Origin of the sequence: Acidovorax sp. WCS2018Noco2-16, assembly GCF_031843945.1 — a bacterium.
GTDB lineage: Bacteria > Pseudomonadota > Gammaproteobacteria > Burkholderiales > Burkholderiaceae_C > Paracidovorax.
On sequence record NZ_JAVTJJ010000001.1, the window covers coordinates 583,790 to 597,131 of the forward strand.

At 67.9% G+C, this 13,342-nt stretch carries 12 protein-coding genes; 6 read left to right on the top strand and 6 right to left on the bottom strand.

Annotated features, from left to right (window positions below; all coding sequences use genetic code 11):
* Nucleotides 1-64: 64 nt before the first annotated feature.
* Both RQI28_RS02595 and RQI28_RS02600 read left to right on the top strand, forming a co-directional pair.
* Nucleotides 65-2,362 (top strand): ATP-binding protein, encoded by a 2,298-nt coding sequence (locus RQI28_RS02595; RefSeq protein WP_311221025.1) that lies wholly within the window; start codon nt 65-67, stop codon nt 2,360-2,362.
* Nucleotides 2,346-3,056, top strand: coding sequence for an RluA family pseudouridine synthase (locus tag RQI28_RS02600; RefSeq protein ID WP_311221026.1), 711 nt, complete (start codon nt 2,346-2,348; stop codon nt 3,054-3,056). The genes RQI28_RS02595 and RQI28_RS02600 overlap by 17 nt, the downstream gene beginning before the upstream one ends.
* Before the next feature lie 108 nt (nt 3,057-3,164).
* Here RQI28_RS02600 and RQI28_RS02605 read toward each other — a convergent pair whose 3' ends face one another.
* The 3 genes from RQI28_RS02605 to RQI28_RS02615 all read right to left on the bottom strand — a co-directional run bounded on the left by RQI28_RS02605 (nt 3,165) and on the right by RQI28_RS02615 (nt 6,403).
* Complete coding sequence (locus RQI28_RS02605; protein ID WP_311221027.1) at nt 3,165-4,241, bottom strand: alpha/beta fold hydrolase; 1,077 nt, start codon at nt 4,239-4,241, stop codon at nt 3,165-3,167.
* Nucleotides 4,242-4,269: 28 nt separating this feature from the next.
* Nucleotides 4,270-5,253 (bottom strand): tripartite tricarboxylate transporter substrate binding protein, encoded by a 984-nt coding sequence (locus RQI28_RS02610; RefSeq protein WP_311221028.1) that lies wholly within the window; start codon nt 5,251-5,253, stop codon nt 4,270-4,272.
* Between the two features lie 109 nt (nt 5,254-5,362).
* Entirely contained in the window at nt 5,363-6,403 is a 1,041-nt protein-coding gene (locus tag RQI28_RS02615) for a LacI family DNA-binding transcriptional regulator (RefSeq protein WP_311221029.1), read from the bottom strand.
* 112 nt (nt 6,404-6,515) lie between these two features.
* Between RQI28_RS02615 and RQI28_RS02620 the strand changes: the two genes are divergently transcribed.
* Together RQI28_RS02620 and RQI28_RS02625 are read left to right on the top strand one after the other, a co-directional pair.
* Nucleotides 6,516-7,277: an SDR family NAD(P)-dependent oxidoreductase gene (locus tag RQI28_RS02620; protein WP_311221030.1), complete on the top strand. Its 762-nt coding sequence runs from the start codon at nt 6,516-6,518 to the stop codon at nt 7,275-7,277.
* Nucleotides 7,278-7,398: 121 nt separating this feature from the next.
* The gene (locus tag RQI28_RS02625; protein WP_311221031.1) at nt 7,399-8,382 is read left to right on the top strand and encodes a tripartite tricarboxylate transporter substrate binding protein; all 984 of its coding nucleotides are present in this window, start codon (nt 7,399-7,401) and stop codon (nt 8,380-8,382) included.
* A 112-nt stretch (nt 8,383-8,494) separates the two neighbouring features.
* On the opposite strand, the gene RQI28_RS02630 is transcribed toward RQI28_RS02625, so the two are convergent.
* Nucleotides 8,495-8,932, bottom strand: coding sequence for a universal stress protein (locus RQI28_RS02630; protein ID WP_311221032.1), 438 nt, complete (start codon nt 8,930-8,932; stop codon nt 8,495-8,497).
* Nucleotides 8,933-9,023: 91 nt separating this feature from the next.
* Complete coding sequence (locus RQI28_RS02635) at nt 9,024-9,815, bottom strand: 2OG-Fe dioxygenase family protein (RefSeq protein WP_311221033.1); 792 nt, start codon at nt 9,813-9,815, stop codon at nt 9,024-9,026.
* A 99-nt stretch (nt 9,816-9,914) separates the two neighbouring features.
* On the opposite strand from RQI28_RS02635, the gene RQI28_RS02640 reads away from it, so the two are divergent.
* Nucleotides 9,915-10,283 carry a PilZ domain-containing protein gene (locus RQI28_RS02640; RefSeq protein WP_311221034.1) on the top strand — a complete coding sequence of 123 codons (369 nt, stop codon included), beginning with the start codon at nt 9,915-9,917 and terminating at the stop codon, nt 10,281-10,283.
* A 26-nt stretch (nt 10,284-10,309) separates the two neighbouring features.
* Here RQI28_RS02640 and RQI28_RS02645 read toward each other — a convergent pair whose 3' ends face one another.
* Nucleotides 10,310-11,998: a long-chain fatty acid--CoA ligase gene (locus RQI28_RS02645; protein ID WP_311221035.1), complete on the bottom strand. Its 1,689-nt coding sequence runs from the start codon at nt 11,996-11,998 to the stop codon at nt 10,310-10,312.
* Nucleotides 11,999-12,333: 335 nt separating this feature from the next.
* On the opposite strand from RQI28_RS02645, the gene RQI28_RS02650 reads away from it, so the two are divergent.
* Nucleotides 12,334-13,341 (top strand): D-2-hydroxyacid dehydrogenase family protein, encoded by a 1,008-nt coding sequence (locus RQI28_RS02650; RefSeq protein ID WP_311221036.1) that lies wholly within the window; start codon nt 12,334-12,336, stop codon nt 13,339-13,341.
* Nucleotide 13,342 lies beyond the last annotated feature (1 nt).

The window sequence follows — 13,342 nt, forward strand, 5'->3', positions numbered from 1 at the left end:
AGGCGGGTTGGGACCGGATGCCAAGGTTTCATCCGCAGCCATCACCCACGCCGCCGCCAGCGCCATGACGCGTCCAGACCTCTCCTTTCTCTTCCGCTCCGCGCAGCGTCCGCCCGCGGAGCGCACGCACGCGCCGCCGCCAGGCCTGCCCGAGCGCCGCCAGCCCGGCCGCCCGGCCGATGCCGTGGGTGCGCTGATCGACGAGCTGCGCGCCTCGCAGGCCGAGCTGGAGACGCAGAACAAGGTGCTGCGCTTCAGCCAGGCAGCGGCCGAAAGCGCGTCGGAACGGTTCGAGACGCTGTTCTCCAGCGTGCCGCTGTCGCTGATGGTGCTCGACGAGCACGACATGGTCGTGCAAGCCAACTCCATGGCGCACCGCTCGTTCCAACCCTCCGAGGCCGACCGGCCGCTGGTGGCGCTGATGCCCTTCGTGCGGGCAGACGACGCGCCCCGCGTGCGCGCTGCGTTCGACGAGGCCCGCGCGGCCGGCAGCGCCGAGGTGACCGAGGTGGTCTTCCACACCGGCGAGCACGCCCGCATCACCGGCGACCTGCACATCGCCCGCATCGAGACGCCGCAAGGTGACGGCCCGGTGGTGCCGCAGTTTCTGTGCGCCGTGATCGACCAGGGGCCGCTGCTGGCCGAGCGCCGCGCGCTGCAAGACAGCGCGGCCACGCTGAAAGATCGCAACGCGCAAATTCTGGCCAGCGAGCGGCGGCTGGAAGCGGTGATCAACTCCGCGCTCGACGCGATCATCTGCGTCGACCAGAACCACCGCATCACCGTCTTCAACCCCACGGCGTCGGCGCTTTTCGTGTGCACGCAAGAAGACGCGCTGGGCAGCGCGCTGGAGCGCTTTCTGCCCGACGCCGCCCAGGCCATGGCCCTGTCGCAGCTGACCACCCAGGCCGTGCTGGGCGAGGTGACGGCGCGCACCGCCACCGGGCGCGACTTGCCGGTGGAAGTGAGCCTGTCGTTCGAGAACCAGGGCGAAGGCACCAGCGCCACCGTCTTCGCGCGCGACCTGACCGGGCGCAAGAAGGCCGAGGCGCACCGCAACGAGCTGGAAGCGCAGCTGCGCGAGTCGCACAAGATGCAGGCCGTGGGCACCATGGCCGGCGGCATTGCGCACGACTTCAACAACATTCTGGGCGCGATTCTCGGCAACGTGGAACTCGCCAAGGCCGACGCGGGCGCCGAATCGCCCGTGCTCGAGAGCCTGGAAGAGATCCAGAAAGCCGGTCGCCGCGCCCGCGACCTGGTGCGCCAGATCCTCACCTTCAGCCGCAACGAGCCGCCCAAGCGCGCGCCCGTGTCGGTGCCCGAGGCCGTGAACGACACCGTGCGCCTGTTGCGCGTGACCGTGCCGCCCGGCGTGGACGTGCAGGTGCGCATCGACCCCGACGTGCCCGACATCCTGGCCGACCCGACGCAGGTCGAACAAGCCCTGCTGAACCTGTGTACCAACGCCCTGCATGCACTGGGCGACCAGCGCGGCACCGTGCTGCTGCAGGCCGTGTGCGCGCAGCCCGATGCGCGCATCTGCGAGCGGCTGGCCATTCCGCCCGGCGACTATGTGTGCCTGCGCGTGAGCGACAACGGCCCTGGCATGGACGCGGCCACGCAGCAGCGCATCTTTGAGCCCTTCTTCACCACCAAGCCCGTCGGCCAGGGCACCGGCCTGGGCCTGGCCGTGGTGCATGGCGTGATGCGCACGCACGGCGGCGCGGTCGACGTTTACAGCGTGCCGGGCGAAGGCAGCAGCTTCACGCTGTACTTTCCGGGCACATCGCATTGCCCGTCGGGAGCGGGCGATGGCGGGGCTTTCTGCATTCCGACCACGGTGCCGACGACACCGCCCGCGCCGGACATTCCAAGCCAAAGCCGCGCATCGGGCGCAACCCCGGTCGACGCGGGCGGCCCGCAGCAGCGCCAGCGCCACGTGATGTACGTGGACGACGACCAGGCGCTGGTGTTTCTGGTGCAGCGCCTGCTGCGCCGACGGGGCTACCGCGTGAGCGGCTTCACCGACCCGCACGAAGCCACCGCCGCGCTGCGCGCCGACCCCGAGGCCTACGACCTGGTCGTCACCGACTACAACATGCCGGGTTATTGCGGCGTGGATCTGGTGCGCGAAGCCAAACGCATTCGCCCTGCACTGCCGGTGGCACTGGCCTCGGGCTACGTCACCGCCGACATCGAACGCGCGGCGCTGGCAGAAGGCGCCAACGCGCTCATCCACAAGCCCAACGACGTGGAAGAACTGTGCGCGACCGTGCAGCGTCTGGCGCACGGCCCTGCAGGGGACGAGGCGCCGGACGAAAGCATGGGCCTGCCGCCCGCCGATGCCAGCGGTGGCTGAGCCCGGCGCCGCCTTGGCGCCCGGTGTGGAATGCCTGCACGAAGACGCCGACCTGCTGGTGCTGTGCAAGCCGTCGGGCCTGCTGTGCGTGCCGGGCCGGGGCCCCGACAAGCAGGACTGCCTGAGCGCCCGCGCGCAGCAGCGGTGGCCCGATGCGCTGGTGGTGCACCGGCTCGATCAGGCGACGTCGGGCATCGTGGTGATGGCGCGGTCGCTGGCGGTGCAGCGTGCGCTCAGCCAGGCATTCGCCGAGCGACGGGTGCACAAGCGCTATGTGGCCGTGGTGCAGGGCTGCCTTGCGGCGCCTGATGCGCAAGCAAATGCCCCAGCTGAACACGACGACGCGCCGCACTGGCACACCATCGACCTGCCGATTGCCGCCGACTGGGAGCGTCGCCCGCTGCGCGTGATCGATGCGGAGAAAGGCAAGCCCAGCCTGACCCGCTGGCGCACGGTTGTAGTTGATGCCGATGCCGCCAGCACCCGGGTCGAACTGCAACCCGTGACCGGCCGCACCCACCAGTTGCGCGTGCATCTGGCCGCGCTGGGCCACCCCATTCTGGGCGACGCGCTCTATGCCGACGCGCAGGCCCTGGCCCGCGCACCACGGCTGCTGCTGCATGCCACCCACATCGCATTCGATCACCCGGGCACGGGGCAGCCGCTGGCGTTCACTTCGCCAGCGCCCTTCTGAATTTCAAGCCTTTTTGACCTATAGCGCTTGATGCATAAGCGCTAGTAGCTATTAATTTAATAGCAAATTGCTGTGAAGAGCGCCGTATGCCTTCAAGCGCTCAAACCCTCAATCGGCCGTGCTGTCGAGCACGTCTTGCAGCGCACCGCTCCAGAGCGCATGTGCCGGGCCCGAGGCCTGGTGGCCGAATGCGGTGTCCATCTCCACATAGCGGGCCAGCCCGGTGCCCGCTGCGGCCAGCGTGCCGCGCACGGCAACGGGCGGAAACAGCAGGTCGGTGCTGGCCGTGACGTGCAGCAACTGGCAGCGCAGTTCATGCAGCCGGGGCCGCACATCAAAAGCCAGCGCTGCCTTCAGCAGCACGATCAAGGAGTGCGCATCAAATTCCGCCGCCCAGGCGCGGGCCATGGAGTCGATGCGTGCCTGCCGCGCGTGGGCATCGTGCACGCCCTGCGCGCGCAGCACCTCGTCCATGCCGTAAGCCTGCAGCGTTGCCTGGCGCAAGCGATGCAACGTGGGCTGCACGCCGGCGCCTTCGGCATAGCGGCCGGCGTTCCACCCTGGGTCGGCCTGCAGCGCTGCGTACAGCGTGGGCAGATCCATATGCGGGCTCGGCGGCATGAAGGGTGCCGAAACCACAGCAGCAATAGCATCCACCCGATCAGGATGGTCCAGCGCCCACTGCAGGGCCTGAAAGCCGCCGTATGAAGGACCGACCACCGCGCGCAGGCGCTGCACGCCCAGGTGCTGCAGCAACTGGTGCTGCACCTGGACGATGTCCTGCAGCGTGATGTCGGGGAAATCCGGGCCATAGACACGGCCGGTACGCGGGTCGATGCTGGCCGGCCCGGTGCTGCCGTAGCACGAGCCCAGCATGTTGGAGCAGACGATGAAATACCGGTCGGTGTCGAGCACCCGGCCCGGCCCGATCAGTGGCGCCCATGACCCTTCCGCCACGCCGTCGCCATGCGCCAGCATGCGGTGGCTGGCCGTATAGCCGTGGGTGACGAGGATGGCATTGTCGCCGCCGGGCGCAAGCCGCCCGTAGGTGGCGTAGGCCACGTCCACCTCGGGCAGCACTGCGCCAGATTGCAGGCGCAGCGGCCCCAGGCGATGCAGCGCGTCGTGCACGGCAGTGGAATCGGAGGGCGACAAAGCGGGCGAAAGGGCCGAGGACTGGAGCATGCGTGCGACAAAAAAACAGTGAGAGAAATCAGGACTCGATGCGGATCTGCGCGGCGCGAATCACCTCCGCCCAGCGCTGCGTGTCGCGCCGCACGAAGGCGTCGAATTCGCCGGGCGTCGATTCCCAGGGCACCCAGCCGTCGGCCTCGAGCGGCTGGCGCACTTCGGGCTGGCGCATGGCGTGTGCCACGGCGGCGGCCACGCGCTCCACGATGGGCGCGGGCGTACCCCGGGGCGCATCCACGCCCGCCCAGGAGGTGACCACCATGTCGGCAAAGCCCGATTCAACGAAGGTCGGCACGTTGGGCAGCGCGGGGTTGCGCTGCGCGCCGCTGATCGCCAGCGCCTTGAGCTTGCCGGCCTTCAGGTGCGGCAGGGCGGTATCTTGGTTGAGCGCGATGACGCGCACGGTGCCTGCCAGCACGTCCTGCAACGCAGGCGCCGTGCCTTTGTAGGCAATGTGGTTGAGCTGGATGCGGGCCGCGCGCTGGAACATCTCCAGCGTGAGGTGGCCCGACGTGCCATTGCCGCCGCTCGCAAAGTCGATGGCGCCCGGCTTGGCGCGTGCCAGCGCCACGAAGGCGGCCAGCGTGTCGGCGTCGAAGTCGGGCCGCACCACCAGCACGTTGGGGCCCTGCGTCATGGGCGCCACGCGAATGAAATCCTGCAGGTAGTCGTAGGGCAGCTTGGCGTACAGGCTGGGGTTGATGGCATTGAAGACCCCGGTGAACAGCAGCGTGTAGCCATCCGCCGGGGCCTTGGCCGCCACCGCCGTGCCCAGCGTGCCGCCAGCGCCGCCCCGGTTGTCCACCACGATGGGCTGGCCCAGGAACTTGCCCATGCCAGTGCCCAGCAGGCGCGCCAGCCGGTCACTGGCGCCGCCCGGCGGCGTGGGCACCACCAGGCGCACGGGGCGCGTCGGCCACTGCGCGTCCTGCGCGGCGGCCCAGGCGGGCAGCAGGCCCGTTCCCAGCGCCAGCATCGCGCCGCGCCGATTCGTCAAAAACGCCATGGTGTATCTCCAGTCATGCTTGTTGTCTACGAATGGTACCGGTACCATTTGAATCGTGAAAGGGTCAGCGCATGCTCGTTTTCCATGAGACGCGCGGCCGTCTTGCCGATCAGCTGGTCGCGCGCCGGGTGATGGAAAAACCGAGATCCCAAACGCGGCTGGCGATCTCCCGGCCTTCCAGGCGGTCGACGATGAGCTGCCCGGCGCGCGCGCCAATCGCCTGCCCATCCAGATGCACCGTGGTCAGCGCGGGCTCCATGTCGCCAGAGAACGGCAAGTCGCCACAGCCGACGATCGCCAGTTGACCTGGCACGCGCAGGCCCCGCGCCTGCGCCTCAATCAACACACCCATGGCCATCAGGTCCGAATTGCAGAACACGGCATCGACCGGCAATGCACCGCCCTGCTCCACCAACGCGGCCAGTGCGTCGCGCCCGCTGCGCACCGTGGCCGGCGCGGGCGCGGCATGCATCAGCGGCACGGGCAAGCCCAGCGCCTGCGCGGCTTGTGTGAAAGCGGCGGCGCGCGCCCGCGACCGGGCATCTTGCGCGCCGAAGAACGCCAGTCGCCGCCGGCCGCCCGCGTGCAAAAAAGCCACCACCTCCCGCGCCATGCCGGCGTGCGAAAAGCCCACCAGCAGGTCGATGGGGTCGTCCACCAGGTCCCAGGTTTCCACCACCGGCACGCCGCTGGCACGCAGGCGCTGGCGCCAGGCGGGCGATTCCAGCGGGCCGGTGATGACGATGCCGGCCGGCCGGCGGCCCAGCAGGGTTTCCAGAATGCCGTCCAGCCGGGCGTTGTCGTAGCCGGTCTGGCCCAGCAGCAATTGGCAGCCGCTGGGCTCCAGCGCCTCGCCCAGCGCTTCCAGCATGGGGTGCAGGGTGAGCGTGGACAGCGACGGCACCAGCGCCGCCACCATGCGGCTGTGGCCTGACGACAAGGCGCCGGCGATCAGGTTGGGCACGTAGCCGCTGGCGGCCACCGCCTCGCGCACGCGCTCGCGCACTGCCAGCGACACCTGGTCGGGCGTGCTCAAAGCGCGTGACACGGTGATCGGCGCCACGCCCGCCAGGCGCGCCACATCGCGGATGGTGACGTGGCCCGAACCTCGGCGTCGACGGGTAGCAGGGGGCTGGCTGGAATCTTCCATGTGGCGATTCTAGGGAGCGCGCCTTGCGCATGCCCCTTGCAGCCGCGGCACGCAGCGCGCCTTGCGCAAACCCTCGGTGCCTTTGCGCGCCCGGCCGCTACCATTGCCGCCCATGACGCAACCTCATCTCTATCTGATCACCGGAGCATCGCGCGGCATGGGCTTGGCCATGGCGCGCCAGCTGCTGCAGCCGGGCCACACGCTGGTCACGTTGTCGCGCAACCCGTCCGCTGAACTAACATCGGCCGCCGAAGGAACCGGGGCCACGCTGGAGCAGTGGCCCATCGACCTGGCGCAGGCGCCCGACGCCGCCGCACGGCTGCGCGACTGGCTCACCGCCCTGCCCGCCGGCCGCCTCGCGTCGGCCACGCTGATCAACAACGCGGGCGTGATTCCGCCAATCGCCCCGCTGTCGGATAGCGACCCCGATGCACTGGCGCAGGCACTGCGCGTGGGGCTGGAGGCGCCCATGCTGCTGACGGGTGCCTTCCTGGGCGCGACGGCCGGCTGGCAGGTGCCGCGCAAGGTGCTCAACATTTCGTCGGGCCTGGGCCGGCGCGCCATGGCGTCGCAGGCCGCCTACTGCGCGGCCAAGGCGGGCATGGACCACTTCACCCGCTGCGTGGCGCTCGACGAAGCAGCCCGGCCGCACGGCGCGCGCGTGTGTTCGCTGGCGCCCGGCGTCATCGACACCGACATGCAGACCCAGTTGCGCGGCGCCGACCCGCAGCGCTTTCCGGACGCGGGCAGCTTTGCGGCACTCAAGGACGAAGGCCGGCTCACATCGCCCGACGAGGCCGCCCGCCGCGTGCTGGCCTGGCTGGCGCGCGCCGACTTCGGCGATGCGCCTGTGGCCGACGTGCGCGAAGGCTGATCCACCCAAACGCTATCACTTTAATAGCTACTAGCGCTTATGGATAGGGCGCTAGAGGCATAATTGGCACTAAACCGCTGCAACCCTCTCATTTTTTGACGACAACGGAGACAACCACACCATGATTCGCACCCTGCTGTCCTTCACCGCCCTGGCCCTTGCCGTGAGCACCGGCGCGCACGCGCAGACCGCTGCTGCCGGCGCCGACTACCCCACCAAGCCGGTCCGCCTGATCGTGCCCTTCCCGCCCGGCGGCGGCACCGACATCCTGGCGCGCCTGGTGGCAACCAAGCTGGGCGAGAGCACCAAGTGGACTGTGGTGGCCGACAACCGACCCGGCGCCGGCGGCACGCTAGGCATCACCGAAACCGTTCGCATGGCGCCTACGGGCTACGACATCGTGATGGGCCAGAAGGACAACCTGGTCATCGGCCCATGGCTCTACAAGAACCTGCCATGGGAGCCCACGCGCGACCTGACGCCCATCGCCCACGTTGCCTACACGCCGGTGATCATCGCCACCAGCGCCAATTCGCGCTTCAAGACACTGGCCGACGTGGTGGCTGCCGCCAAGGCCACGCCGGGCACCATCACCTACGGCTCGCCGGGCAACGGCACCTCCATTCACCTGGCGGGCGACCTGTTTGAAAAGGCCGCCGGCGTGAAGCTGGTGCACGTGCCGTACAAGGGATCGAACCCGGCGCTGATGGATGCGCTGTCGGGCAACGTGGATCTGCTGGTGTCGTCAGTCCCCTCCGCCATCGGCCAGATCAAGTCGGGCAAGCTGCGCCCGCTGGCCGTGACGTCGGCACGCCGCAGCTCGTCGCTGCCTGACGTGCCCACCGTGGCCGAGTCGGGCTACGCCGGCTTCGACGTGAGCACCTGGTACGGCCTGTTCGCACCGGCCGGCACGCCCGCTGCCGTGGTCACCCGCTTGAATACCGAGGTCAACAAGCTGCTGGCCACGCCGGAGATGAAGGCGGCCATCCAGGCCCAGGGCGCCGAGCCTGAAGCGCTGTCGGTCAGCCAGTTCAACACGCTGTTCCGCAACGACTACGCCAAGTGGAAGGGCATCGTCGAGGCCTCGGGCGCGAAGATCGAGTAAGCCAAGCGAATCTCCAAAGCATGACAAAAGGCTCCCGAGGCGATTGCTTCGGGAGCCTTTTTTGATGGCCGCACCGCCCACCGCTTCAGAGAGGTGGGAGCTGCAATACAGATCAGTCGCGCACGACCAGCACCGGCACCTTGGCCACGCCCAGCACACGCTGCGTGACACTTCCCAGCACCAGCTTCTCCAGGCCGCGCCGGCCGTGGGAGCCCATGACGATCAGATCGGCGCCCGACGATTCCGCCGCGCGCGCAATGCCGTCGTGTACAGCGTGCCCTTCGCCCACCACCGTCGTCACGGGAATGCCCGCCTGCTCCAGGGCAGACTTGGCGGCATCCAGCGCCGTATTGGCCTCAGCCGTGGCGGCCGTCAGGTACTGCGACTGGCCGTAGGCAAAGTCGGCACCCACGCCCGTGAAGGGGTACGGGTCGACCACATACAAAGCCGTCACCTTGCTGCCGAACGCCTTGGCCAGGCCAGCAGCCTTGGACACTGCGATCTGCGAGGTGTTCGAACCGTCGACGGGAATCAGAATGTGTTGGAACATAGAGTCTTCTCCTTCAGGTTGAGAGACGGCCTGACAGCCGCGGGAACCATGACAGTGTGGCAGCGGCGGCGATCCTTGGCCTTGATGCCCATCAGTTCGCAGGGACTTGCACCGTCGTGTCTATGGCATCCTGAAAGCCGCCGCGCCTGCATGTGACTACCAGCGTATCGCGCCAACCGCCAGCCGCCAAGGGCTGGATGGGCGTGGTTTCGTGGATCATGCGGCTGTCGTCCAGCAGCAGCAGCGACCACGGCTCGGTCAACGTGAAACGCTGGCCGAAGGGGCCGGCCGCTTCGAAGATGCGGGTCTCGCCTCCCTTGATGCCCTCGCGCGCAACGAGGAACACCGCCACCAGATCCACGCCGTCGCGGTGCGCGCCTTCGGGCGTGGGGCGGCCGATGCCGCCTGCGGTGTCGATTCGGAACTGGTGCGCTTCGACAAACCACGGCTGCGGCTTGGACGCCAGCGCTGCCTGCGCCAGGCCCGCAAGCGACGCCATCAAACGCTGCCAGGCAGGTGCCGCCAACACCGCATCGGTCACGGGCGCGAACCAGCGCTCCATGCCACCGTGCAGCGCGTTGTATTCCACGGGTTGCCAATGGGCGCGGTGCGGCACGGGGCGCAACTGTATTTCACCGCTCAGCGGGTCGGGTTCGGCCACGAAGCTGGCATGGCGGCGCCGGCGGTAGCGGCCGCCGTCCTTCAGGAACTCGTCGGGCGGGAGATCGTTCCAGTCGGCGCGCAAAGCGTTGAGCTCGCCAAGGTCCGCGCCCGCCCAGGCCATGACATCCTGCGGGCTCAAGACCACGTGGCCGGTGTCACGCAGTTGCGCAGCGATATCGCCAACGGAAACATAGGGAGGGGGAAACGTCACTTGGGCCATAGCACGCGAGCTTAAGGCACCGCAGCGGCGTTGTTCAGAGCGTGCGCCACGCGGCCTCCGCCTTGCGCTAGCATGCCGGGCACCCACCAGGAGCTTTCCATGGCCTCAGAGCGCCGCCACTTCATCCGCATCGGGTTTCAAGCGCCCGCCCAGTTCACCACCGGCCACGGCACCTTCGCCGCACAGGTGCTGGATCTGTCGCTCAAAGGCGCGTTGCTGCAACTGCCGCCCGACGTCGTTCTGGCGGTGGGCATGCCCTGCCAGCTGGCCATGCCACTGTCGCCGGGCGAAGCGCACATCTCGATGTCTGCGGAAGTGGCTCACATCGACGGCGAGCAGGTCGGTTTGCTGTGCCGCGTAATCGACCTTGACAGCGTGACCCACTTGCGCCGCCTGATCGAATTGCAGCTGGAAGACCCAGCCCTGCTGGAGCGGGAGCTGGGCGAGCTGGCCGATACGCGTTCGTAAAGGCCCCCCGCGCCGAACCGCGACGCTCAACCGGGCTCGGCCTCCTGCAGCGCGCGCCACATCACCTTGCCGCTGCCGCTCTTGGGCAAGGCATCGACGAACTGCACGATGCGCGGCGCCTTGTACACCGCCATGTGTTCGTGGCACCACGCGGTAACGTCCGCTTCGGACACCTGGCCGCGCTGGTCGCTGCGCAGCACCACCACCGCCTTGACGGTTTCACCGCGGTAGGCGTCGCGTGCGGCGATTACGCAGGCTTCCTGGATTGCCGGGTGGCGGAACATCAGCGCCTCGACTTCCGCCGGCCACACCTTAAAGCCGCTGGCGTTGATCATCCGCTTGAGCCGGTCGGTGAGGAAGAAGTAGCCGTCTTCATCCCTGTGCCCCAGGTCGCCTGAACGGAAGAATCGCTTTCCGTCGATGTCGATGAAGGCCAATGCCGTGGCGTCGGGGCGCTTCCAGTAGCCATCGAACACCTCGGGCCCATGCATGACGATCTCGCCCTGCTCGCCCACGCCCAGCTCGCGCAGCGTGTCGGGGTCCACGATGCGGGCATCGGTGCTTATGAAGGGAATGCCCAGGCATTGCTGCTTGGGATGGTCGGGCGGGTTGGAATGCGTGGGCGCGGCGGTTTCGGTCAGCCCGTAGCCTTCGGAATAGCGCAGGCCGTAATGGTCGAACAGCCGCTGCGCCACCGCCTGCGGCATGGCGGCGCCGCCGCCGCCGATGTAGAGCAGGCTCGACAGGTCGTAGTCGCCGAAATGCGGGCTGCCCATCAGGTCGATGATCATGGTGGGTATGTTGGTCCAGCTGGTCACGCGGTAGTGCGAGATCAGCCGGCCCGCCAAGTCGCGGTCCCAGCGCGGCATGATCACCAGCGTGGAGCCGCAGTAGATCGTGGTGTGCATCACGCTGACCATGCCGGTGATGTGAAACATGGGCACTACCGCCAGCACCACGCCTTCGGGCGTGCCCGTGCCCCACAGGCTGCCGGCGACGGCGTTGTGCATGATGCTGCGGTGCGGGTGCATGCATCCCTTGGGCAAGCCGGTGGTGCCGCTGGTGTAGGGCAGTACGGCCAAGTCGCTGCTGGCCGCGTCATGCGCTGGTGCGGCGTCTGTGCAAGCCAGGGCATCGGTCCACGCATGCACCTGGCCGTGCGCCAAGCGAGGCAGTGCGCGCTGCGTGCACAGCCAGTCACGCCAGTGCGCGGGCACGGCATCAGGGCCCTCGGCACTGGGGTCGAACGCATCGGTGAATTGCGTGACGATCAAATGCCGCAAGGCAGATTCAGCAGGCAGCGCATCGCTGGCCTGGCCCAGTTCCGCCGCCAGGTCGGCGGTGGTGATGGCGACGCGGGTGTCGGGGTCGGTGATGTAGTGCTTGAGCTCCTCGGCACGATTCATCGGGTTGACCGGCACCACGACGGCATTGGCGCGCAGGATGGCGAAGTGCGCCACCACCAATTGCGGGCAGTTCTGCATGCACAGCACCACCCGGTCGCCCTTGCGCACACCCAGCGCATAGAGGTGCGCCGCCAGCCGCTCGGCGGAGTCGGCCAGTTCGCGGTACGGCATGTGCGCGCCGAAGAAGACCAACGCAGGCTTGTCGGGGTACCGACGCGCGCTGGTGGCCAGGTTGTCCCAGAGCGATGTGGCGGGAACTCGAAGCGCGTGCGGCAGCCGGCGCGGCCAGAAACGGTGGTGAGGTCGCATGCAAAATTGTTCCTTTGAAGCGGAGCGTAAACACGCACGCCGACGCCCGTATTGGGGATCGCACCAATGCGGCGTCGCCCAAGCGACCGCGAAAGGTCCGTGCTCAGCAAGGCAGCCCTAGGGACGTGGCGTTTTGTAACGGTGTGTCCCGTCTGGTTGCAAGCGGGCATTCGGGCGGCCGCCACGGCATGGGGATGAACGACAATGCGGCACCGGCGCAGCGTGCAATGCGACTGCCCCGTTGATTCGCCCTTTCTTTTTCTTGATGTAGCCAGTGGCGGCGGAACTCGTTTCCGGGCCCCCGGACCGCACCCGGTGCGGACGCAATGGACAACATGAACATAGTCATACTCGACGACTACCAGGACGCTGTGCGCAAGCTGCACTGCGCTGCACGGCTCGACCCCTATTCCGCCAAGGTGTACACAAATACGGTCAAAGGCCTGGGCCAGCTATCGGTGCGCCTGAAAGACGCAGACATCATCGTGCTGGTGCGAGAGCGCACCCAGATCACGCGTCAATTGGTGGAAAAGCTGCCGCGCCTGAGATTGATCGCACAGACCGGCAAGGTCGGCAGCCATGTCGATGTGCAGGCCTGTACCGAACGCGGCATTGCAGTGGCCGAAGGCGTGGGCTCACCCGTCGCCCCGGCGGAACTCACCTGGGCACTGATCATGGCGGCCATGCGCCGCCTGCCCCAGTACATCGCCAATCTGAAGCACGGCGCCTGGCAGCAGTCGGGCCTGCGCTCAGGGTCGATGCCGCCTAACTTTGGCGTCGGTACGGTGCTGCGTGGCAAGACGCTGGGCATCTGGGGCTATGGCCGTATTGGGCAGTTGGTGGCAGGCTACGGTCGCGCGTTCGGCATGAACGTGCGCGTGTGGGGCCGTGAGGCATCGCGCGCGCAGGCGCTGAGCGACGGCCTGCAGGTGGCCAGCACGCGCGAGGAATTCTTCTCGCAGTGCGACGTGATATCGCTGCATCTGCGGCTGAACGACGACACGCGCAACATCGTCACACTGGAAGACCTGTCGGCCATGAAGCCAACGTCGCTGATCGTGAACACGTCACGCGCTGAACTGATTCAGCCCGACGCGCTCATCGCCGCACTCAACCGCGGCCGACCCGGCATGGCGGCAGTAGATGTGTTCGAGAGCGAACCTATCCTGCAAGGCCATGCACTGCTGCGGCTGGAAAACTGCATTTGCACGCCCCACATCGGCTACGTGGAACAAGACAGCTACGAGCTGTACTTCGGGGCGGCTTTCGACAACGTCGTGAACTACATCCGCGGCACGCCGACGAACATCGTCAACCCAGGCGCGCTTCAGGTAAGACGCTAAA